The organism is Oceaniradius stylonematis, from assembly GCF_965223445.1.
Classification (GTDB): domain Bacteria; phylum Pseudomonadota; class Alphaproteobacteria; order Rhizobiales; family Rhizobiaceae; genus Roseitalea; species Roseitalea stylonematis.
In genome coordinates this window covers 965,987-986,355 of record NZ_OZ244994.1, presented here as the reverse complement: position 1 = coordinate 986,355, position 20,369 = coordinate 965,987, and the positions used below count along the sequence as shown (strand labels likewise).

Sequence of the window (20,369 nt, the reverse complement as noted above, 5' to 3'; positions counted from 1 at the left end):
CGCTTTGCCGAGCGCGGATTTTCCGGCCAGGCATGCGGCGCGTCCTTGCCACGGCGAAGGATGCCGACAGGGGCATGCCGGTCAACGCATCACGCCCGGTCGGCGAAGATCGCGACCATGGCCGCGACGATGGCTTCGGGCGCATCTTCCTGTACCAGGTGGCCCGCTTCGGGCACGGCGACCAGCCGGCCGCCTGTCATCCTTTCGGCCAGCGCATGACCGCGTTCGATCGGGATCCATGTGTCCTGCTCGCCCCAGAGCAGCGTGACCGGAAAACCGGTGGGGCCGTAGCGCGGCTCGACCTCGTCGGTGAAACGCCGGTCCATCTGGGCGATCTGGCTGTAGAAGGCCGCTTGTCCGGCCTTGCCGAGCCAGGGCGCCATGTGGACGGCCAGCGCGTCTTCGTCGAGCGGCCGATGGGCGGCGCCGGCAATGTAGGTGGCCAGCAGCGCTTCATGGGCATAGGCGGGCAGTCCGGCAAAGGCGGCTTCATGTTGCCGGACATGGGAGACGAAGGGCGAGCCCCACGGCGCGACGGCGAGGGGATCGACGAGCGTCAGTGTCCGGTAGGCCAACCCGTCGAGATAGTGCGCGCGCAGCGCCGTCGCGCCGCCGAAATCGTGGGCCAGCACGTCCGGACGGTCGAGTTGCCATTCGCCGAACAGTGCCGCCATGAGGCCGTTCTGCACGCCGAGGGAAACATCGAGGCCGGCGCCCTTGTCCGAGGCACCATAGCCGATCAGGTCGAACCAGTAGACCGTCCGGTGCCGCGCCAGAAGCGGTGCGATTCGGCGCCAGACCTGCGAGGAAAAGGGCGTGCCGTGAACCAGCACCAATGGCGGCCCCTCGCCGAGGCGACCCCAGGCGACGCTGGCGCCGCGATGTAGGAAACGGTTGGGCAGGTCGAGCACGGACATGAGCGGCACTCCCGGATTGTCAGGCTTTGGCTGCCGTTACCGAGCATTGAGCAGCCGTTTCGGCCAGCCAAAAACGCTGAACGGTCCTTTAAGCGCGATTGACCGTGTTGGCCGCCGATACCGGGTCAGACCGCGGCGGGTTGTCTGTGTAGAGGTCGGGCGCCCCTATCCGAACTCCTCGTCGTCCGCCTGCACCGCCTCGAACAGATCCCGCACCAGGTCCGGGTCGGCGGCCTGGACGCGCGACCAGGCGGGAATGAAGGGCGTTTCCATCGGGTTGTCGAGGAAGGTCTTGCCCGCATCGACGATGTTGCCGGCGAACAGCTCGACCGCGCGCTCCTCCTTGTGCCGGTCGACATGCAGGCCGTTCATGCGCGCATCGTTGTAATACGCTTCGACGAAGTCGAGCGCGGTGCGGTAATAGCTCGCCTTGAGCGCGCGGAAGGTCTCCTTGGAGAACACCGTGCCGTCGGTCGCCAGCTTCCGGTAGAGCGCCTTGCAGATGTCGGTCGACATGCGCGACAGGCCCTTCTTGGCATCGTCCTCGGACAAAGGCTGGTGCTTGTGGTCATAGGCGTCGGAAATCTCCACCTGACAGACCGCCCGCGGGGCGAGATTGCGCCATGCTTCGGACAGCGTGCCGATCTCCAGCCCCCAGTCGGACGGGATGCGCATGGCCGGCAGGATCGAGGTGCGCATGGCGAACTCGCCGGCGAGCGGATAGCGGAACGAGCGCAGATAATCGAGATAGTCGCGTTCGCCGATGGTCTTGCGCATGGCTTCAAGCAGCGGGGCGACCAGAAGCCGGCTGACGCGGCCGTTCATCTTGCCGTCGGCGGTGCGGGGGTAATAGCCCTTGCAGAACTGGTAGGCGAATTCGGGGTTGGCGACCGGATAGACCAGCCGCGCCAGCATCTCCTTGGAATAGGTGAGGATGTCGCAATCGTGCAGCGCGATCACGTCGCTTTCGGCGCGCGCCAGCGTGTATCCGATGCAATACCAGACATTGCGGCCCTTGCCGGGCTCGGTCGGCGACAGGCCGGCGCTGGCCAGGCGCTCGTCGATGGCGCGCAGGCGCGGCCCGTCGTTCCACAGAACCGAGTGGGGCAGTTCGAGCCGGTCGAAGAACTTGCGCGCGGCCTTGTATTCCTTCCTGGTCGCGCGATCGAGGCCGATCACCACATGGTGGACGAACTTGACCGTGTTGAGTTCGTCCAGAATGGCGGGCAGGGCGGGGCCTTCGAGTTCGGAATAGAGCGAGGGCAGGATCAGCGTCACCTTCTGGCGGCCGGTGATGGTGATCAGTTCGCGCTCGAGATCCTCGGGCGTGCGGGTGCGCAGATTGTGAAGCGTGGCGACGGCGCCGTTCTGGTGAAAATCTGCCATGGGTCCGATCGCACTCCGGTTACACTTGCATTGTTCAGGCGCCGCCCGCCTGGGGCCAGGCCGACACTAGCGGCAGCACGGCGTCATTCCAACCGGCGGGACCGGGTTCGGCGGTGCGGCTGATGGTGCCATCTGTCTCGCCGGCAAGGTGCGGCAGAGGCGTGCCGTGCGGGTTGGCGACGATGAAGGCGCGGTCGGCCGCCTGAAGCATCTCGGTGTCGTTGGGCGCATCGCCGAGCGCGACGATGAACGGCAGGCGGGCGCCGAACAGGGCGGCGGTGATCTCGGTCATGCGTTCGGCCTTGGTGCCCCCGAAGGAGAGCGTCAGGAAGCGGCCGCCGGACCGGGCCTTGACCCCCATTTCCGCCAGCGCTTCGACGAAACGCGCCTTGTCGCCGTCCGTTCCCGCCCAGAGGCCCGGCTCGGAAAAGCGGCGTTCGGCGGCCAGCCGCGCGCTGCGGTCGTCGAGCCCGGTCGCGGCGGCGATGCCGACGGTGCCCAGATCGCCGAAGCCGGAAAAATGCCGGCGCAACCTGGCCGGCACGCGGTCGAGCGCAGCGCGCAGCTCCGCATAGCGGGCTTGCCCGTCGCCAGCGTCTTCGCCCTCGGCGGGCAGGATGCCGGCGCCGTTCTCAACGACGGCCGGGCAATGCGCAAAGCCCAGCCCGGCCCGCAGCGGCGCGATCTCGGCGGCGGTCTTCGATGAGGCGAGGATGAGCGGGATGGCGCGCTCACGCAGGGCGGCGAGCGCCGGTTCCGCCGGCCGCCAGTCATAGCTCTCATGGTCGAGCAGCGTCCCGTCCAGATCGGAGAACACGATGAGCGGGCGGTCGGGCGCGGCGGCGGGCATGGCGGTGAACAAACGCAACTCTGTTACAGGGATGCGACAAGGCTAACACTTTTTGTGCGCCGCACCCAAGGCCGGGCCGCGCGAAAGCCGGACGTGCTTGTGCCGGCGGCCGGAGCGCCCTATGGATCGGGCCGTTGCCAACCCGCCGCGTGTATCAATGTCCGTCGTTCTTGAAAATGTGCACAAGAGCTTCGGCGCCGACCGGGCGGTCGCCGGCGTCGATGCCGAGATCGCGACGGGCGAATTCTTCTGCGTCCTGGGTGCTTCGGGTTGCGGAAAATCAACGCTTCTTCGGCTGATCGCCGGGCTGGAAATGGCCGATCAGGGCCGGATCGCGCTCGGCGGCCAAACCATGTCCGGTCCGGACCGGCATGTACCGCCGGAGGATCGCCGGACCGGCTTCGTCTTCCAGTCCTATGCACTATGGCCGCATCTGTCCGTGCGCGACAATGTCGCCTTTCCCGGAGAAGCGCAGGGGCTTGGCAAGGCCGAGGCGCGCCGGCAGGCGATGGACCATCTTGAAACCGTGTCGCTGACCGGGTTCGCCGACCGCAAGCCGGCGGCCCTTTCGGGCGGGCAGCGGCAGCGCGTGGCGCTGGCGCGGTGTCTTGCCGGCGGCGCCCGCACGATCCTGATGGACGAGCCGCTCGCCAATCTCGACCCACATCTGCGCGCGGTGATGGAGGAGGAGCTGACGCGCTTTCACCGCGCCTCGGGCGTGACCACCGTCTACATCACCCATGACCAGCGCGAGGCGATGGCTGTCGCCGACCGGGTGGCCGTGATGGAAAAGGGTCGATTCCTACAGGTCGGCACGCCGCGCGAGATTTACGAGCGGCCGGCCAATGCGGCGGTGGCGCGCTTCATCGGGCGCGGGACGCTGGTGCCGGTCACGGTCGATGGCGGCCGCGCCACGGTGAACGGGCATTCGGTCGCGGTTGACGGAGAGCTTGCCGACGGGCCGGCGACGGCCTTCATCCGGCCCGAACATGTGACGCTCGGCAATGCGGGCGGCATGGAGGGGCGTGTCGGCGCTGCGCTCTATCGGGGCGGGCACTGGGAGGCGACGCTGCTGCTGCCGGGGATCGATACGCCGGTGCATGCAACGAGCACGGAGCCGCTGGCGGCGGGCGAGCCGGTGCGCGTGGCGTTCGACAAGGCGTGGGTGCTGCCTGATTGAAGGATTGAGTGTTTCTAGCCGCCTACTGCCCGAGCCACAAAAAGATTCCGGCGATCATCGAAACCAAGAGGATGGCAAGAATGCCTCTGGCCTTGAACCGCGCGCCAAAAATTCGGACGTCGAACTCGGAGTCGTTTAGAATGTCGATGGTGCGACCAATGATTGGTCGGCTGCCCTGACTTGGTTTCTTGCTTTTTGGTGATTCGCCCATGAGCGGAGTCCCAGCTTAAGAAATGCTTCTTGCTGCGAACCGCTGATTATTGGTTTGCCCAAACGAGCGTGCACGTCAAGAGGAACAAGGCGAGTCCCGAATCGCAAAATCAACTTGACTTCATTTTCTAAATGGAAGGGGACAAGATATTCTTCTTTTGTTCCTCTTGACAGTCAAAAAATCCAGCTTGCTCCTCGTAGGAGTAGGTGTTGGCCTCTGAATGGAGATGCATGCGCCTAACGCAAACACTCTCTCCCTCCATTCTCGCGGCTTAAATCCGCCAGGGCACCACACCCGGCGGCAGGCGCTTGCCGAAGCGGTCGAGCGCCACCATCAGCGCGATCGTGGCAACAACCGTTACCGCCGACATGGCTGCGGCCAGCGTCGTGTAGCCGCCATCCTCGTAATTGTAGATCGTGGTGCCTATGGTCTCGTTGCCTGTCGACCACAAAAGCGCCGAGACGGTGATCTCATTGTAGGCGGTCAGGAAGACGAGGATGGCGCCGGAGGCGGCGGCCGGCGCGATCAGCGGCGCGAAAATGCGGCGCATGCGCATGAAAAAGCGTGCGCCGGATATGCGCGCGGCCTCGTCGAGCGCCGGGTCGAGCTGGGCGCAGGCGGCCGTCACCGGTTTGAGCGCGATCGACAGGAACGCGCAGACATAGGCAAGGCCGATGATGATCAGCGTGTTGTAGATCGACACGTCGATGACAGGGATCGGCCGGATGAAGGCGAGGATGAAGGCGATCGAGATGACGAGGCCGGGAATGGCATAGGTCGTCTCGGCAAGGGTCGCGAGCGCGGTTCCGGCGCGCCGGTAGCCCTTCTGCCGCGCATTGAGAAAATGGCCGACGGCCATGGCGATCACCGCGAGCATCAGCCCGGCAAGGCCGGCGACGAGCGTCGAATTGGCGAAGGCCCTGAGCGTGACCTGCTGGCGGAACAGCACCTCGGCAAAGTTCGCAAAGGTGATGGTCGTCAGGTTGAACGGCACGCCATAGGTCGGGATCAGTGCCGTGGTCGTCAGCGCGACAACCGGCAGGACCAGCGTTGCGGCGACCAGAAGGGCTAGCAGCGTCTCGACCAGCGGGCGCCGCGCGCCGAGCCGGATTGCGAGCGGCGGCTGGGGCGGGCCGATCAGCGGGCTGCGGGTGCGCGCCAGAAGCGTCATCTGGACGGCGATGATGGCGATGGCGATGGCGGCCAGAAGCGCGGCGATGGCAGCGACCGAGGTCAGGACATCGGGGCCGAAACTGGCAAGGCGCTGCCACAGCAGCACCGGGAGCGTGGTGTAGCGTGCCGGAATGCCGAGCAGCGCCGGAATGCCGAAGTTGCCCAGCGCCGAGACGAAGGCGAGCGCGAAGGCCGAGATGAGGATCGGGGCGAGCAGCGGCAGAACGATGCGCCGCAGCACGGCGAGCGGCCTTGCGCCCGCGATCCGCGCCGCCTCGATCATCTCGCGCGGCAGGGCGCGCAGTGCGGCCAGCACGACGAGGAAGACCAGCGGCATGTGCTGGATCGACAGGAGCGCGATCACGCCCCCGCGCGAATAGAGCGGATGGGTGGAACCCGGTTCGGGCGCGATGCCGAGCATTTGCAGCAGCGGGCTCGACGGCCCCATCGCCTGGATCCACGCGATAGCCGTCACATGCGGCGGCACCATCATCGGGATCAGCAAGAGGAAGGTGAAGATGCCCTTGGCGCGCACGTCCGTCAGCCCGATGACCAGCGCGATCATCGTGCCCAGGACCAGCGCGATCAGGCCGGAGAAGAAAGCGCTGTCGAGCGAATTGATCAGCGCGCGCGGCACCGAGCGGCTGTCGAGCGCATCGAGGATGGGCTGGAGCGTCACGGCGCCGTCCAGCGTCAGCCCGGCGCGCGCCAGAAGCGCCAGCGGCATGACGAACAGGACCAGCGCCACCGCAATGACGATGGCGAGGGTCAGCCCCTCGCCATCGGGTCTTGGCAGGATGCGTTCGCTCAAGGGTCAGCCGCCGAAAATGTCGACGAACCGTTCCTTGTTTGCGGCATCGTTTTCAAGGGCTGCGGCGGGATCGAAGTCCATCAGCTTGATCTGGTCGCGGGCCGGAAAGCCTTCGGGCGGCGCAATGTCCGGATGGGCGGCCAGATAGCCCTGGTCGGCGGCGAGTTGCTGGCCTTCGGGCGACAGGAGGAAGTCGACAAAGGCCTTGGCGGCTTCCGGGTTCTGCGCGGTCGACAGGATGGCGACCGGCTCGGTGACCGCGGAGACGCCCTCTTCGGGGAAGACGAACTCCACCGGCGCGCCGTTGGCCTTTTCGCGGATCGGCAGGAAGTCGACGACGAAGCCGTACAGCTTTTCGCCGCCGGCGATCGCCCGGTAGGTGCCGCCATTGCCGCCCTGCGGGTTGGCGCCCTGGTCGGCCAGACCCTCATAATAGGCCCAGCCGAGATCGGGGTTGGCGGTCAGCGCCGCCATGTGGATGGTCGCGGCGCCCGAGGTCAGTGGCGAAGGCATGGCGATCCTGTCTTTCGCCGCCTCGTCCAGCAGGTCCGTGTAGGAGGTGGGGACCATCTCGGCGGCGGTGTTGTAGACGATGCCGGTGGTGATCAGCTTGGTGGAGAAATAGAATTTCTCGTCGTCCATGATGGCCGGGTCGTAGGCGGAGATGTCGGCGCCTTCATGGGCCATCAGCCGGCCTTCGGCCTTCAGCCCTTCCATGGTGACCATGTCGGCGATCAACAGCACGTCGGGCTGCGGCGCGCCGGCCTCGAACTCGGCGGCGAGCTTGGCCATGACCTTTGTCGTGCCGTCGCGGATCCACTCGACCTCGACATCGGGGTGCTTGGCCGTGAAGGCGTCCACTGTTTCCTGGGCGTCCTCGTTGGGCTGGGAGGTGTAGAGCACCAGCTTGCCCGAGGCGGCAAGGGCCGGGCCGGAGAGCATGGTGGCGATGGCAAGGGCGGACAGAAGCGTGCGCATGGGTGAGGTCCTCTGATGGGTGGGAGACAGGGCGCGGCTAACAACCCAATGTGACAGCGGTGTAAAAGTCCAGATCACCATCGGGCCAAGCCGATGGATTCCGGTGAAAATCGCACTGGATGCCGCCCTGGCCGGGTTTTCGCGCCAATGGTGTTGCGGCATGTGCGCAAGTGCACAGGGCCGCGGGCCGTGCAGCGCTAGCGTTGCGGTTGAGGGCGCACCGGACGCGCCGCACAGCACAGAGGATTTTTGCCATGACCCGTCTTTCCAAGTTTGCCGCCCTTGCCGCCGGCGCCGCGCTGATCGCCACGGCGGCCACCACCGCCGGCCATGCCGGCATGAAGCGCCACGGCATTGCCGCCGCCGGCACCATGCAGCTGGCTGCCAAGGCCGGAGGCGGGTCGGCCGCCGACGGCTATCCGACGCCGGGCAAGGCGTTCGAGGCCTGCGGCGGCGCCGGCAATGTCTTCGTGATGTATGACGAACTGCCCGACGGTACCCGGACCAACCATTCCTACCACTGCGTCGACGAATGATCGGGGCGATGGGGCGCGGGAGCGGCCGCCCGTGGCGGCCGCTCCCGTAAACGGGCTTGCCAAGCGATGGCGCCCACGTGCGCTATGATGCTGAAAAATGGTGCTGCTAGTGAGATTTGAACTCACGGCCTCTCCCTTACCAAGGGAGTGCTCTACCCCTGAGCTATAGCAGCATTGGCGGCGGTGTCCGCGACGGGCGGCTTGTGCCACAGCCCATTTCGCATATCAAGGCGTCAATTGCCCGCGTCAAGCGATATTGACCGCATGCGCGATACGGACATCATGGGCGGCGGATGGCCAGTCCGGCGCATGTCCGGAGCGAAGCGGCGGACCGATGCGCCGCGCGGCGCTGGCGGCAAGGAGGCGAAGGCCGATGGCAAAGAACGAAAGCGCCAGGGCGCGGCAGGAACGGCTGGCGGCGGAACTGCGCGCCAATCTGCAAAAGCGCAAAGCCCAGGCGCGCGCCCGCCGGGCGGGCGATGCCGATTGCCGTGACGAGGGCATTGCCGCCGCCAAGGACACCAAGCCGGGCGCCGAAGGCGGCGAGGGCGGCTAGCGCGGCGCGCGAGGCGGGCGTCGGGCGGCGCCGCCGCTGCCGCAGAGCCGTCCGGATGGCCGGTTCCGTCAAATGCGGCCGTTGCGGTCAACCATGCGTTAACCATCCCTTCAATCCTGTTTGGCACACATAGGGTTCGCGTCCGCCCGCCGTGTTGACCGCCATGGCGGCTTTGGCGGCGCAGGGGCGCCTGCCTTGAACCGGCCCCGATCATCGTCTAGAGGGCGCCGATGCCGCGGACCGGCGGGTTCCGGTGCAGGGGCGCACGCAGCAAGGGGACCAGTTTCCAGATGGACAGCATTCGCATCGTCGGCGGCCATGAACTGAACGGCACAATTCCGATTTCGGGCGCCAAGAACGCGGCGCTGCCGCTGATGATCGCCTCGCTCCTGACCGACGATACGCTGACGCTGGAGAACGTGCCGCATCTGGCCGATGTCGAGCAGCTGATCCGCATTCTGAGCAATCATGGCGTCGACTATGCGGTGAAGGGCCGGCGCCGGGCTGAGGGGCAGGGCTATGCCCGCACGGTCGATTTCACCGCGCGCGACATCGTCGACATCACCGCGCCCTACGAGCTTGTCTCGAAGATGCGCGCCAGCTTCTGGGTGATCGGGCCGCTTCTGGCGCGGATGGGCGAGGCGCGCGTGTCGCTGCCGGGCGGCTGCGCCATCGGCACCCGGCCGGTCGATCTGTTCATCGAGGTGCTCGAGGCGCTCGGCGCGCAGATCGAGATCGAAAACGGCTATGTGCATGCGACGGCGGGCAGCGGGCTGACCGGCGCGCATTACCGCTTCCCCAAGGTTTCGGTCGGCGCGACCCATGTGGCGCTGATGGCGGCTTCGCTCGCCAACGGCCAGACGGTGATCGACAATGCGGCCTGCGAGCCCGAAGTGGTGTGCCTGGCCGAATGCCTGAACGCCATGGGCGCGAAGATCGAAGGCGCCGGCACGCGCACCATCACCATCGACGGCGTCACCTCGCTTTCGGGGGCGCGGCACCGGGTGATCGCCGACCGGATCGAAACCGGCACCTATGCGATGGCGGTCGGCATGACCGGGGGCAACGTGCTGCTCAAGGGCGCCGAAGCGTCGAGCTGGCAGACGGCCGTCGACGTTCTGGGCGAGACCGGGATCGACATCACGGCCGAAGAGGACGGCCTGCGCGTCTACCGCAACGGCAACGGGCTGAAGGCGGCCGATGTGACGACCGAGCCCTTTCCGGGCTTTCCGACCGATCTGCAGGCGCAGTTCATGGGGCTGATGACCAAGGCGAACGGCGTCTCGCACATCACCGAGACGATCTTCGAGAACCGGTTCATGCATGTTCAGGAGCTGGCGCGGCTGGGTGCCGACATCACGCTGAACGGCCAGACGGCGACCGTGACCGGCGTTCCGGTGCTCAAGGGCGCGCCGGTGATGGCGACCGATCTGCGCGCTTCGGTGTCGCTGGTCATTGCCGGCCTTGCCGCCGAAGGCGAAACCCGTGTCAACCGGGTCTACCATCTGGACCGGGGTTTTGAGCGCCTGGAAGAGAAGCTGGGCGCCTGCGGCGCGGAAATCGCCCGCGTTTCGGGCTGATTGCGGCAGCGCTCCTGTTGCACCGCGAAAGCGAAAGGCGTAGCAGTCGATCAGACCCTTTTCCCCGACCGGCAGGCGCGTGACGGACCGATGGACGGCTTGAAACTGATGGCGCTGGACGCGTCCGATCTGACGGTGATCTCCGCGCAGATGCAGGACGCGATCACCAAGCCCGACCAGATCGACTACGCGCCGGGCGCGAAGCGCTTGACCATCGTCGCCAACCGGTTCGCATGGGATGCCGAAAAGGGCGGCGGCTCGGCCACGCATGAACGGCGCAAGACCGCGCTTTCCTTCGCCCGCGTCACCGGTGTCCGGACGATCGGCATCCGGCGCGGCGATGACAGCCAGGCGCTGTCGCTTCTGGCGATCCGCTTTCATCCCGGCGAGGCGCCGGCCGGCACGATCGAACTGATCTTTGCCGACGACGCGGCGATCCGGCTCGATGTCGAGGTGATCGAGGCGCAGATGGCCGATCTGGGCGCTGCGTGGGAGACACGCTTCAAACCCCGCCACCCGGCCGGCTGACAACAGGATCGTTCGCCGTGCCGCATTTTCTCGACAGCGCAGACCGCGATTTTCCCGCCCGTTTCGGTGCCTTTCTGGGGCTGAAGCGGGAAGTGTCGGCCGATGTCGAAGCGACAGTGCGCGCGATCATCGATGATGTGCGCCAGAACGGCGATGAAGCGCTGGCGCGGCTGACCAAGAAGTTCGACCGGCTGGATTTGAGTGCGGTGCCGATGCGCGTCGGCGCCGACGAGGTGGCTGAAGCCGTCGCCGGGATCGACGCCGAAACGCTGGAGGCGCTGACCCTGGCGCGCGACCGCATCCGGTCGCACCATGGCCGGCAGATGCCCAAGGACGACATTTACACCGACGCGATCGGCGTGACGCTTGGCGGCCGCTGGACGGCCGTCGAGGCGGTCGGGCTCTACGTTCCCGGCGGGACGGCGGCCTATCCCTCGTCCGTGTTGATGAACGCGGTGCCAGCGGTCGTCGCCGGCGTCAAGCGCATCGTCATGGTCGTGCCGTCGCCCGACGGTGTGCTCAACCCGCTGGTGCTGGCGGCGGCCGATCTGGCCGGCGTCACCGAGATCTACCGGATCGGCGGGGCGCAGGCGGTGGCCGCGCTCGCCCATGGCACGGAGACGATTCCACCCGTTGTCAAGATCGTCGGACCGGGCAACGCCTATGTGGCGGCGGCCAAGCGCGCCGTTTTCGGCACGGTCGGCATCGACATGATCGCCGGCCCCTCCGAAGTGCTGGTCGTCGCCGACGGCGACAACGATCCCGACTGGATCGCCGCCGACCTTCTGGCCCAGGCCGAGCATGACGCAAACGCGCAATCGATCCTGATCACCAACGATGCGGGCTTTGCCGACGCGGTGGCCGGCGCGGTCGAGCGGCAATTGACCACGCTGGCGCGCGGCGAGACCGCGGCGGCGAGCTGGCGCGATTTCGGCGGCATCGTCACGGTCGACGACATCCATTCCGGCGACACGCTCGCGCTGATCGACCGCATCGCCGCCGAACATCTGGAACTGGCCTGCGAGAACGCCGACGATCTGGCGAACCGGGTCACCAATGCGGGCGCGATCTTCGTCGGCCGGCACACGCCCGAAGTGATCGGCGACTATGTGGGCGGCTCCAACCATGTGCTGCCGACGGCCCGGTCGGCGCGTTTTTCGTCGGGACTTTCGGTGCTCGATTTCGTCAAGCGCACCTCGATCCTGAAACTCGGCCCGGACCAGCTTCGCGCGCTCGGCCCCGCCGCGATCCGGCTCGCCGAGGCCGAGGGTCTGGGCGCCCATGCGCGCTCGGTCGCCATCCGCATGAACCCGGGAGGGCCCGATGGCGGATGAGACCGATTTTGCGCCGGAAGACCGGCTGAGCGATCTGACGCTGGACGACTCCATCGGCAGGTCGACGCCCGATGTGGAGCATGAGCGCGCCGTCGCGATCTTCGACCTGATCGAGGAAAACCGGTTCAAGCCGGTGGGCGATGCGGGCAATGGCCCCTACACGCTGCATCTGTCGGTGATCGAGGGAAAGCTGGTCTTCGCCGTCAAGCGCGAGGGTGGCGAGGACGTTGCCACGCACATCCTGTCGCTCGGCCCGTTCCGCAAGATCGTCAAAGATTACTACATGATCTGCGAGAGCTATTACGAGGCGATCAAGAGCGCGACGACGAGCCAGATCGAGACGATCGACATGGCACGCCGCGGCGTTCACAATGACGGCTCGGAAACGCTGATGGACCGGCTCGACGGCAAGATCGCCATCGATTTCGACACCGCCCGGCGCCTCTTCACGCTGGTCTGCGTGCTGCACTGGAAGGGGTGAGGGGCGGATTTCCGCTGGGGCGGGACAATCAACGCCCCAATACCGATCATCGACAAACACAAGCGCCAATCGATCGCGAGCAGTTGTCATTTACCGGCTTGGCCAGAGTTGGATGGCAGGCGCCTTGTCGACTCGCGCAGATCGAACGCCATTGGATTCTCGTTTTTCGTTTATCTGTTCTGCGACTTGGAACGAATAACTGGAGTTTTCCGGAAAATTGTCTACAATGATGGTGGTCCGGAGCTTCTGGAATTTTTTGCCATGTTTGCAAATTTCTCAAGAGCCTTTGTGATTTGCGCGGTGTCTGCTCTTGCAGCTGGCGGTTTAACTGTGAGTTCGGCCGTTGCGGCGGAACGAAGCAATGGAGAGACAGGTGTTCTTGTTGATTCATTGCTCTATCAGGTTCGCGACACGCTTATTCGCGTTCGTGAGGGCACCAATGATGGTCTGCGGTTAACGAATGCGCGCCTGAGTTTATCGACCGTCTACCGGCAGGAAGCTGGCGGCAAGCTGTCTCTTTGGGTCGTGTCGGCTGGCGGCTCGGTTGAGGAAGCCAGCACTCAGTCATTGGTCATGAATTTGCGCCCGCCGGCTTCGGGTGACGACATACCGGTTGCCGATGTCGGCGATGCGTTGGCACAGGCAATTATCGAAGCGCATGGTGCGGTTGCATCGGCCGAACTGAGCGACCCGCCGCTCCGGCTGGACAGCATAGAGTCCACGTTGAAGTTCATCGTCGAGCTAGACGGGACTGCTGGCGCCGGATTCAAAATTCTCCCGCTGACGGTTGATGTATCAGGCGGAGTTTCGAGTGTAAAAACTCATGAGATTCATTTGAAATTTTGCTCTAGTGAATGTTAGAAAATGGTCATGAGATCATTTTTTTCCAGATTCTCTTTTTTGCCATATCTTCTTGTTGCATTTTTTTTCACAAGTAATGATGCGCATGCCGACGAATGCGCCTTCTTCTTCGGTAAGCGCGATTTGAGCCCATCTGAGATGGAGCAGCGTTACGAAAAATCACTTCTATATATAAATGACAATGATGCCCGAGGGACCGCTTTCCTTATCGATGCCGACGGCTTGTATCTGACTGCTGCGCATGTCGTCATGAAGCGCGTGGAGCAAAGACGTGCCAACGGTCAAGCTCCTTTTGTCTTCGCGCGCAACCCGCTCGTTGGCGAAGGGCGCCTCAAGCTTGAACTCGTCGATGTGTTTGCCGGCGGCCAGAGTTCGGATGACGGGCAGCTTGCATATCAGGTTGATGACCTAGCGCTTTTGAGGCTGATCGATTTTGAGCTTCCTGCCGACGCCAATCCGCTGGAACTGGCCATCCGCAAGCCGAGGTCACGGCCGGAACGCGATCGTGTCCGCTTTACGGGATACGGTATTGTGAGGCCCGAAGCGCCCGTGGCGCCGCGCATAATCGACAACAGCGAATGGGATTTGGCCCGGCTCGAAGAGGGCGTCTACAGGATTGCGGCATCGGTTGACGGTGGAGACAGTGGCGGGCCCGTCTTTCTGCGCAATGGCAACGTCATAGGACTGGTGTTGCGGCAGATGGGTTCGGGTCAAGCGTTGGTTCATCCCATGTATCGCTATGAGGATCGACTGATAAACGTATTCCGCTTGGAGAATGATGTGTCGAGTTTCGTCGAGAGACTGGTCAGTCATTCCAGCGGCAATTCGATCGAGCGGCGCGAAATTGCCATGCTTTTCCAGGATGGCAGCGTATCCAACATTGAGTGGGTGACGGCCATCAGAGAGATGAAGCTGAAAAACTCTATCAGTCGACTCGATAGAGAGTTGCTTTCATGCCCCCTCATCAAAGCTGCGGAAGAGCGAGAAATTGGTCAGTACGCAAGCATCATGATCGCCGAGTTTCTGAGCAGGCAATGGGCGGACCTGCCGGCGCCGGAGATTTTGAACCGAGCGGTTTCTCTTGAAGCTGGCGGTGATCTTGCCGTGGCGGCTGCTGCCTACGACCTTGCGGTTGATGCTTACCGTCGCGAGCTTGCCTCCATCTTGGGCGAAGGCGGGGCCCAGCGCGCGTTTGCAGGTTTGCTTGCGCGAGCAAGCTCGGGTGACCGCTCTCTTGAATATGAGAGCGAGCTGGCAGCACTTGCTGGCAGGTTGGGTGTAAAGTCGCCTGACAACATTGTTGTGAACGTGTCGCCCGAGAACATCGACCGTTTCAAGACCTATACGTCTGATCGGTTAGCCGTTGCTTTGCACGATTTTGCGCGCGCTGCGTCCAGAGGACAGTTTGTCACCGATGCTATGTCGGGTTCGGGGCATGCGGACTATTTCCTCTTTTCGGAAGGCACAACTGACGCGGCGATAACTGCCGCGGCAGTGGGTTCGGCTGTGGGCACCAGCCCACAATGGCGTGCGCTCAACGCTGATACGCTGTTTTACGCCGCGTCGGGCAATCCGGATATTGCTGAGCAGTTGAGTAACGGCGTCCCGAGCGAGCAGTTTTTGTTCGATCTGGCAACTGGACAGTCCAGCTAACAATACTCGGATCTTTGAACCGCACCGCAAGCGCCCGCCTGCGAGGGGCGGACGCCTCGTCCGTTTCAGCCGAGCCCGATGGTGAGATCGGCAAGCGCCACCCACAGTGGGATCGACAGGATGGCGATCGGCGTTCCGATGCCGGTCGACGTTCCCACATAGGCGGACGGGTTTGCCTCGGGCAGTGCGCCGCGCAGCGTGGGCGGGCCCGAAATGTCCGAGCTCGATGCGGCGATCACCGACAGAAGGATCACGCCGCCGGGCGAAAACCCGGTCAGATGGTGGGCGATCAGCCCCGCGCCGAAGCCGACGAGCCCGTGAATGATCGGCGCCGAAAGGCCGTAGACCAGATAGGCGTGGGCAACCTTGCGCAATTCCGACAGCCGGGCCCAGGCCTCCATGCCCATGATCAGCATGAGGATGGACAACAGCCCCCGGAAGAGCGGCTCGTAGAAGCTCTGATAGACGCTTTCGGGTTTCGACAGCAGGCCGATCGCAAGGCCAAGGAAAAGCGCCGAAATGGCCGGGCTGCGCACCGTGTCCAGAAGAATGGTCTTCAGAAGACCGGGTTCGCCCGGCTGGCCCGGCGCAGCCGCCGGCCGTCCGCCGCCAAGCACCATCGTGCCGTCCGGCGAGACGCCGGCGGCGGCCACCCGCCGCGCTGTCGCCATGCGCGCCAGCACGATCGCGGTGATCAGCGCGGCGACATCCATGAAGGGGTAGAGTGCGCCGATGAAGCCCTCATAGGCGATCCCCTCGGTCTCCAGCACCGCCATGCCGGCGGCCAGCGTCGAGGCGGAGACCGCGCCGAACAGGCCCGCCGTCGCATAGCCGTCGATGGGCGCGACGCCGCGAATCCGCGTCAGCGTTACGGTGCCGAGCAGCACGATGCCGACGCCGACGGCGATCGCCAGGACCGCCGGGACGAGCAGCGCCATCAGATCGGCGCTGCGCACCGACATGCCGGCGGACATGCCGACCTTCAGCAAAAGCAGCGCGACGATGAACTTGTAGATCGCCTCGGGCACTTCCAGCCGGCTGCGCGCCGCGGCCAGCACCATGCCGCCGATCAGAAAGGCGAGCGTGGGCTTCTGGAACTGGTTGAGGATCGATGATGCGATGTCCGACACGGTTTCCATGCGGCGTCCCTCCATTTGTTGACGCCGCACCCGATACAGGCCGCCTTATCCTCAGAAAAACATATCTTTTTTCACATTTCGTTCTATTTTTAAGAACATGGACCGGCTCAACTATCACCATCTGCGCTATTTCCGGGAGGTCGCCCATGAGGGCAATCTCAGCCGCGCGGCCGAACGGCTGAACGTGGCCCAGTCGGCGCTGTCCAGCCAGATCAGGACACTGGAAGCCCGTCTTGGCCATGCCCTGTTCGAGCGCGTCGGCCGGACGCTGGTCCTGACCGAAGTGGGGCGCATCACGCTCGACCATGCCGATCGCATTTTCGGCGTCGGCGAGGAGCTCTTGGCAACGCTCGACCGGTCGGGTTCGGCCGAGCCGCCGCTGCGCGTCGGGGCGCTGTCGACCCTGTCGCGCAACTTCCAGATCGCCTTCCTGCGGCCGGCCATGGCGCAGGGCGGCGTCGATATCGTCCTGCGGTCGGGCAGCCTGCCGGTGCTGCTGGATGGGTTGAAGACATTGTCGCTCGACGTCGTTCTGACCACCCAGGCGCCGGTCGGCGACGACGATGCCGGGTTCGCCGTGCAGCGGCTCGACGAGCAGCCTGTGCGCGTGCACGGCGCGCCGGCCCGTGTCGACCGGCATGCCACGCTGACCGACCTTCTGGCCAACGAACCGCTCATCGTGCCGACGGGCGGCGACATCCGCCAGCAGCTCGAAGGGCTGTTCGCACGGCACGGCGTGACGCCGCGCATCGCCGCCCTTGTCGACGACATGGCGATGGTCCGCCTGCTGGCGCGCGAGGATGCGGGCCTTGCGGTGGCGCCCTCGGTCGTGCTGGCCGACGAGATCCGGACGGGCCGCGTGAAGACCGCGCCGTTCGCGCTCGACATCGTCGAGCCGTTCTATGCGGTCACCGCGCCGCGCAAATATCCCCACCCGGCCTTGCCGCGGCTTCTGGCGCGGTCCGATGCGGGCGTGCCGTACTGATGGCCGGGCAACGCGCCAGCCCCGGAAAGCCCGATTGCGCCGCCCCTTCAAAGCCGCTGTTCAAATCACCATCTTTGCGCTAAAGACCCGCCCATCCGGGCGGCGGGGTCCGGCCGCCGCCGGGCATTCCCCTCCAGCCACATGAACAGGGATCGAACAGGATCGCATGGCGAAAGAAGAACTTTTGGAGTTTCCCGGTGTCGTTACGGAGCTTTTGCCCAACGCCACCTTCCGCGTACAGTTGGAAAACGAGCACGAAATCATCGCCCACACCGCCGGCAAGATGCGCAAGAACCGCATTCGCGTGCTGACCGGCGACAAGGTGCTGGTCGAAATGACGCCCTATGACCTGACCAAGGGCCGCATCACCTACCGCTTCAAGTAACCAGACCCGCCATGGATGCGCCGCAGACACTGGTTCTGGCCTCGGGCTCGCCGCGGCGCGTGGAACTTCTGGCACAGGCCGGCATCGAGCCCGAGCGGCTTTTGCCCGCCAACATCGACGAAACGCCCTTCAAATCGGAGCATCCGCGCTCGCTGGCGCGCCGGCTTTCCGGCGAGAAGGCGCACAAGGCGCGCGCGCTGATCGACGAAGAGCGCAAGGCGCTGCCCGAAGACGAGCGCGGTGCTGCGCCCTATGTGCTGGCCGCCGACACGGTGGTCGCCGTCGGCAGCAACATCATGCCGAAGGCCGAACTTCTGGACGAAGCCTCGCAATGCCTGCGCATGCTGTCGGGCCGGGCGCACCGCGTCTATACCGGGCTGGCGCTGGTCACGCCCAGGGGCCAGATGCGCCAGCGCGTCGTCGAGACGCGGGTCCGCTTCAAGCGGCTGACCCGCGAGGAACTGGAGAGCTATCTGGCGTCGGGCGAATGGAAGGGCAAGGCGGGCGGCTATGCCATTCAGGGCTTTGCCGGCACGTTCGTCGTCAAGCTGGTCGGCTCCTACACCAATGTCGTCGGACTGCCGCTGGCCGAGACCGTCGCGCTTCTGACAGGCGAGGGCTACCGGGTGCATTTCAACTGGCTGTCGGGGGGCGTTTGAGCCATGTCCGCCACCGTCGAACCGCTGCGCCCGAAGCGCAAATGCCCCGAATGCGGGCAACCCTCGTCGCGCGAGACCTATCCGTTCTGCTCGACGCGCTGCAAGAATGTCGACCTCAACCGCTGGCTGTCGGGGGCCTATGTGATCCCGGCGCGCGACGATGAGGACGAGGACGTGCCGTCCGGCTCGGCCGATCCGCAGCCGTAAACGGTTTTTTCGCTGATCGGCGCTAGCCTTCGGTCCTGATCTGGGGACCGGTTCATGCGCTTTGCGATCATCGGCACGGGGTTCGTCGCCGACTATTACATGACGACGCTCGCCAACCATCCCGGCCTCGACCTGGCCGGCGTGTGGGACCGCGACGATGCGCGGCTGGCGCAGTTCTGCGCCCACTGGAATGTGCCGGCGTTTGGGTCGCAGGCCGCGCTTCTGGCGGACGAAACGGTCGAAACGGTCGCGGTCCTGACCAATCCCGAAAGCCATTTCGAGATCGGCATGGCCGTGCTCGGCGCCGGCAAGCATCTTTACTGCGAAAAGCCGTTGGCGATGTCCTTCGACGATGCGCGGACACTGGCCGGGATGGCCGGAAAGGCCGGGCTCGTTCTGGCCGGCGCGCCGGCCAATGCACGGTCGGACGCGTTCGCGCTGATGCAATCGACACTGAACGCTGGTGCAATCGGTGCGCCCAAGCTCGTCTATGCCGAGATGGAGGACGGGCCGGTGTTCCGCCTCAACTGGCGCGACTGGCGTTCGGTCTCCGGCGCGCCATGGCCGGGCGCGCACGAGTTCCGCATCGGCTGCACGCTCGAACATGCGGGCTACGCGCTGACCTGGCTGATCGGCCTGTTCGGCCCGGTGCGGCGCATCACGGGCCAGTCCGGCACGTTCTTCTTCGACAAGGGCGCCGGCATTCCGGCCAATGAGATGGCGCCGGATTTCTCCTGCGCGCTGCTGGAGTTCGACAATGGCGTGATGGCACGGCTGACCTCGGGCCTTGCCGCGCCGCGCGACCGGGCGCTGACCGTGATGGGCGAAACCGGTACGCTGACCGTCGCCGATCTGTGGGACAATCGCGCGGCGATCCATCTCGAGGCGGCCGGAAAGAAGGCCGCGTTCGGCCATCGCATCGTCCGGCGGCTCGAACGGCAATTGGGGCGGCCGCTGCCGCTCCGGCTGGCGGCCGGCCGCAGGCTGGCCTATCGCGCGCCAGCCAACCGATCCCATCTTCCGGCCTATCCGTCGCAGATCGACTTTTGTGCGGGGATCGCCGCGATCGCCGATTGCATCGCGGCCGGCGGGGAAGGGCGCACGCGGCTTGCCGCCGAGGCGCTGCATGTCACCGAGGCCGCGCTCGCGCTCAACCGCCTTGCCGACCATGGCGGGCGCTATGCGATGCAGAGCGCGCTCTGACCGTTCGGGCGCGTTGCGGTCGGGCGTTGGTTCAACTACATACGATCATTGCCAGTCGGCCGGGCAGCCGCGGCGTTCCAATGCCGAAAGGCGGGCGTCGAGGAAAGTCCGGGCTCCAGGGAGCAACGGTGCCGGATAACGTCCGGCGGGGGCGACCCCAGGGAAAGTGCCACAGAAAGCAAACCGCCTTCGCATTTGCTGCGCAAGTTGCTGAGGTAAGGGTGAAAGGGTGGGGTAAGAGCCCACCGCGTGGCCGGTAACGGTCATGGCAGGGTAAACCCCACCGGGAGCAAGACCGAATAGGGACGGCGCGGGCCTTGGCCCGGTGGCTCCGCACCAGTCGTCCGGGTGGGTTGCATGAGGCGGTCAGCGATGGCCGTCCCAGATGAATGGCTGCCGGGCCGCTTTGCGGCTCACAGAACCCGGCTTACAGGCCGACTGGCAATATTCGGCTCTGGCGCGGGCCGCCGTCCGCACTTCAACCATTCCTTAAGGTTAACCGTGGATAAACGGTGCGGTTGCGCCGAAGCGTCCGTTCGCGCGGCTCGAACCCGCTTCCGGGTTGCTTGATCCCGTTGACGCCCATGCCAGCCCATGTTACCCCAAACAGCAACGGCGTATTCGTTCTTTCAGCGTTTTGTGATGCGGCATGCAGCCCATGTCCGGAGACCCCGGGCGTGCGCGAACGCGCAGGTGCATCACAGCAAAAGGCGCAACGGAACGATGCCGTTGCAGCGGCCGGCGGGGCCGCCGGCG

The 20,369-nt window shown here is 65.3% G+C and carries 21 protein-coding genes, 1 tRNA gene and 1 other RNA gene; 15 read left to right on the top strand and 8 right to left on the bottom strand.

The annotated features are described in order from the left end of the window. Positions 1 to 89: 89 nt before the first annotated feature. From ACOQOU_RS04905 to ACOQOU_RS04895, 3 genes are all read right to left on the bottom strand, one after another. Entirely contained in the window at positions 90 to 917 is an 828-nt protein-coding gene (locus ACOQOU_RS04905; RefSeq protein ID WP_306025679.1) for an alpha/beta fold hydrolase, read from the bottom strand. Positions 918 to 1,082: 165 nt separating this feature from the next. After that, positions 1,083 to 2,303: a glycosyl transferase gene (locus ACOQOU_RS04900; protein WP_109766442.1), complete on the bottom strand. Its 1,221-nt coding sequence runs from the start codon at positions 2,301 to 2,303 to the stop codon at positions 1,083 to 1,085. A 34-nt stretch (positions 2,304 to 2,337) separates the two neighbouring features. Beyond that, positions 2,338 to 3,171: an HAD-IIB family hydrolase gene (locus ACOQOU_RS04895; protein ID WP_245412928.1), complete on the bottom strand. Its 834-nt coding sequence runs from the start codon at positions 3,169 to 3,171 to the stop codon at positions 2,338 to 2,340. Positions 3,172 to 3,310: 139 nt separating this feature from the next. On the opposite strand from ACOQOU_RS04895, the gene ACOQOU_RS04890 reads away from it, so the two are divergent. Then, complete coding sequence (locus ACOQOU_RS04890) at positions 3,311 to 4,333, top strand: ABC transporter ATP-binding protein (RefSeq protein ID WP_306025680.1); 1,023 nt, start codon at positions 3,311 to 3,313, stop codon at positions 4,331 to 4,333. Positions 4,334 to 4,355: 22 nt separating this feature from the next. On the opposite strand, the gene ACOQOU_RS04885 is transcribed toward ACOQOU_RS04890, so the two are convergent. From ACOQOU_RS04885 to ACOQOU_RS04875, 3 genes are all read right to left on the bottom strand, one after another. Continuing rightward, positions 4,356 to 4,544 carry a hypothetical protein gene (locus ACOQOU_RS04885; RefSeq protein WP_306025681.1) on the bottom strand — a complete coding sequence of 63 codons (189 nt, stop codon included), beginning with the start codon at positions 4,542 to 4,544 and terminating at the stop codon, positions 4,356 to 4,358. 271 nt (positions 4,545 to 4,815) lie between these two features. After that, positions 4,816 to 6,528: an ABC transporter permease gene (locus ACOQOU_RS04880; protein WP_306025682.1), complete on the bottom strand. Its 1,713-nt coding sequence runs from the start codon at positions 6,526 to 6,528 to the stop codon at positions 4,816 to 4,818. A gap of 3 nt (positions 6,529 to 6,531) precedes the next feature. Then, positions 6,532 to 7,506, bottom strand: a complete 975-nt coding sequence (locus tag ACOQOU_RS04875; protein WP_109766441.1) for an ABC transporter substrate-binding protein — start codon at positions 7,504 to 7,506, stop codon at positions 6,532 to 6,534. Positions 7,507 to 7,760: 254 nt separating this feature from the next. Between ACOQOU_RS04875 and ACOQOU_RS04870 the strand changes: the two genes are divergently transcribed. Continuing rightward, positions 7,761 to 8,042, top strand: coding sequence for a hypothetical protein (locus ACOQOU_RS04870; RefSeq protein ID WP_120222773.1), 282 nt, complete (start codon positions 7,761 to 7,763; stop codon positions 8,040 to 8,042). 98 nt (positions 8,043 to 8,140) lie between these two features. On the opposite strand, the gene ACOQOU_RS04865 is transcribed toward ACOQOU_RS04870, so the two are convergent. Continuing rightward, positions 8,141 to 8,215, bottom strand: a tRNA-Thr gene (locus ACOQOU_RS04865). A 200-nt stretch (positions 8,216 to 8,415) separates the two neighbouring features. Between ACOQOU_RS04865 and ACOQOU_RS04860 the strand changes: the two genes are divergently transcribed. From ACOQOU_RS04860 to ACOQOU_RS04830, 7 genes are all read left to right on the top strand, one after another. Beyond that, complete coding sequence (locus ACOQOU_RS04860; RefSeq protein WP_109766439.1) at positions 8,416 to 8,598, top strand: hypothetical protein; 183 nt, start codon at positions 8,416 to 8,418, stop codon at positions 8,596 to 8,598. A 290-nt stretch (positions 8,599 to 8,888) separates the two neighbouring features. Then, complete coding sequence (gene murA / locus ACOQOU_RS04855; RefSeq protein WP_109766438.1) at positions 8,889 to 10,178, top strand: UDP-N-acetylglucosamine 1-carboxyvinyltransferase; 1,290 nt, start codon at positions 8,889 to 8,891, stop codon at positions 10,176 to 10,178. Between the two features lie 90 nt (positions 10,179 to 10,268). Then, complete coding sequence (locus tag ACOQOU_RS04850; protein ID WP_306025683.1) at positions 10,269 to 10,706, top strand: DUF2948 family protein; 438 nt, start codon at positions 10,269 to 10,271, stop codon at positions 10,704 to 10,706. Positions 10,707 to 10,723: 17 nt separating this feature from the next. Continuing rightward, entirely contained in the window at positions 10,724 to 12,040 is a 1,317-nt protein-coding gene (gene hisD, locus ACOQOU_RS04845) for a histidinol dehydrogenase (RefSeq protein WP_306025684.1), read from the top strand. Beyond that, positions 12,030 to 12,521, top strand: a complete 492-nt coding sequence (locus ACOQOU_RS04840; RefSeq protein ID WP_306025685.1) for a UPF0262 family protein — start codon at positions 12,030 to 12,032, stop codon at positions 12,519 to 12,521. The genes hisD and ACOQOU_RS04840 overlap by 11 nt, the downstream gene beginning before the upstream one ends. A 108-nt stretch (positions 12,522 to 12,629) precedes the next feature. Further along, positions 12,630 to 13,382, top strand: coding sequence for a trypco2 family protein (locus ACOQOU_RS04835; RefSeq protein WP_420578845.1), 753 nt, complete (start codon positions 12,630 to 12,632; stop codon positions 13,380 to 13,382). Positions 13,383 to 13,391: 9 nt separating this feature from the next. Further along, positions 13,392 to 15,035: a trypsin-like serine peptidase gene (locus tag ACOQOU_RS04830; RefSeq protein ID WP_306025686.1), complete on the top strand. Its 1,644-nt coding sequence runs from the start codon at positions 13,392 to 13,394 to the stop codon at positions 15,033 to 15,035. A gap of 65 nt (positions 15,036 to 15,100) precedes the next feature. Here the strand turns inward: ACOQOU_RS04830 and ACOQOU_RS04825 are convergent, their stop codons facing one another. After that, a complete protein-coding gene (locus ACOQOU_RS04825) occupies positions 15,101 to 16,174 on the bottom strand; it encodes a sodium-dependent bicarbonate transport family permease (RefSeq protein WP_306025687.1) in 1,074 nt (357 codons plus the stop codon). 97 nt (positions 16,175 to 16,271) lie between these two features. On the opposite strand from ACOQOU_RS04825, the gene ACOQOU_RS04820 reads away from it, so the two are divergent. From ACOQOU_RS04820 to rnpB, 6 genes are all read left to right on the top strand, one after another. After that, complete coding sequence (locus ACOQOU_RS04820) at positions 16,272 to 17,159, top strand: LysR family transcriptional regulator (RefSeq protein ID WP_306025688.1); 888 nt, start codon at positions 16,272 to 16,274, stop codon at positions 17,157 to 17,159. A gap of 166 nt (positions 17,160 to 17,325) precedes the next feature. After that, the gene (gene infA, locus ACOQOU_RS04815; RefSeq protein WP_109766433.1) at positions 17,326 to 17,544 is read left to right on the top strand and encodes a translation initiation factor IF-1; all 219 of its coding nucleotides are present in this window, start codon (positions 17,326 to 17,328) and stop codon (positions 17,542 to 17,544) included. Between the two features lie 11 nt (positions 17,545 to 17,555). After that, entirely contained in the window at positions 17,556 to 18,203 is a 648-nt protein-coding gene (locus ACOQOU_RS04810) for a Maf-like protein (RefSeq protein WP_109766432.1), read from the top strand. Between the two features lie 3 nt (positions 18,204 to 18,206). Next, a complete protein-coding gene (yacG, locus tag ACOQOU_RS04805; protein WP_109766431.1) occupies positions 18,207 to 18,410 on the top strand; it encodes a DNA gyrase inhibitor YacG in 204 nt (67 codons plus the stop codon). A 54-nt stretch (positions 18,411 to 18,464) separates the two neighbouring features. Then, on the top strand, positions 18,465 to 19,613 hold the full coding sequence (locus ACOQOU_RS04800; RefSeq protein WP_306025689.1) for a Gfo/Idh/MocA family protein: 1,149 nt from the start codon (positions 18,465 to 18,467) through the stop codon (positions 19,611 to 19,613). Between the two features lie 51 nt (positions 19,614 to 19,664). After that, positions 19,665 to 20,059: RNase P RNA component class A (gene rnpB / locus ACOQOU_RS04795), an RNA gene on the top strand. Positions 20,060 to 20,369: the final 310 nt, after the last annotated feature.

Coding starts and splice junctions, on each gene's coding strand:
- ACOQOU_RS04905 (WP_306025679.1), bottom strand. CDS start 917: ATGTCCGTGCTCGACCTGCCCAACCGTTTCCTACATCGCGGCGCCAGC.
- ACOQOU_RS04900 (WP_109766442.1), bottom strand. CDS start 2,303: ATGGCAGATTTTCACCAGAACGGCGCCGTCGCCACGCTTCACAATCTG.
- ACOQOU_RS04890 (WP_306025680.1), top strand. CDS start 3,311: ATGTCCGTCGTTCTTGAAAATGTGCACAAGAGCTTCGGCGCCGACCGG.
- ACOQOU_RS04885 (WP_306025681.1), bottom strand. CDS start 4,544: ATGGGCGAATCACCAAAAAGCAAGAAACCAAGTCAGGGCAGCCGACCA.
- ACOQOU_RS04875 (WP_109766441.1), bottom strand. CDS start 7,506: ATGCGCACGCTTCTGTCCGCCCTTGCCATCGCCACCATGCTCTCCGGC.
- ACOQOU_RS04870 (WP_120222773.1), top strand. CDS start 7,761: ATGACCCGTCTTTCCAAGTTTGCCGCCCTTGCCGCCGGCGCCGCGCTG.
- ACOQOU_RS04860 (WP_109766439.1), top strand. CDS start 8,416: ATGGCAAAGAACGAAAGCGCCAGGGCGCGGCAGGAACGGCTGGCGGCG.
- murA (WP_109766438.1), top strand. CDS start 8,889: ATGGACAGCATTCGCATCGTCGGCGGCCATGAACTGAACGGCACAATT.
- ACOQOU_RS04850 (WP_306025683.1), top strand. CDS start 10,269: ATGGACGGCTTGAAACTGATGGCGCTGGACGCGTCCGATCTGACGGTG.
- ACOQOU_RS04840 (WP_306025685.1), top strand. CDS start 12,030: ATGGCGGATGAGACCGATTTTGCGCCGGAAGACCGGCTGAGCGATCTG.
- ACOQOU_RS04830 (WP_306025686.1), top strand. CDS start 13,392: ATGAGATCATTTTTTTCCAGATTCTCTTTTTTGCCATATCTTCTTGTT.
- ACOQOU_RS04825 (WP_306025687.1), bottom strand. CDS start 16,174: ATGGAAACCGTGTCGGACATCGCATCATCGATCCTCAACCAGTTCCAG.
- ACOQOU_RS04820 (WP_306025688.1), top strand. CDS start 16,272: ATGGACCGGCTCAACTATCACCATCTGCGCTATTTCCGGGAGGTCGCC.
- infA (WP_109766433.1), top strand. CDS start 17,326: ATGGCGAAAGAAGAACTTTTGGAGTTTCCCGGTGTCGTTACGGAGCTT.
- ACOQOU_RS04810 (WP_109766432.1), top strand. CDS start 17,556: ATGGATGCGCCGCAGACACTGGTTCTGGCCTCGGGCTCGCCGCGGCGC.
- yacG (WP_109766431.1), top strand. CDS start 18,207: ATGTCCGCCACCGTCGAACCGCTGCGCCCGAAGCGCAAATGCCCCGAA.
- ACOQOU_RS04800 (WP_306025689.1), top strand. CDS start 18,465: ATGCGCTTTGCGATCATCGGCACGGGGTTCGTCGCCGACTATTACATG.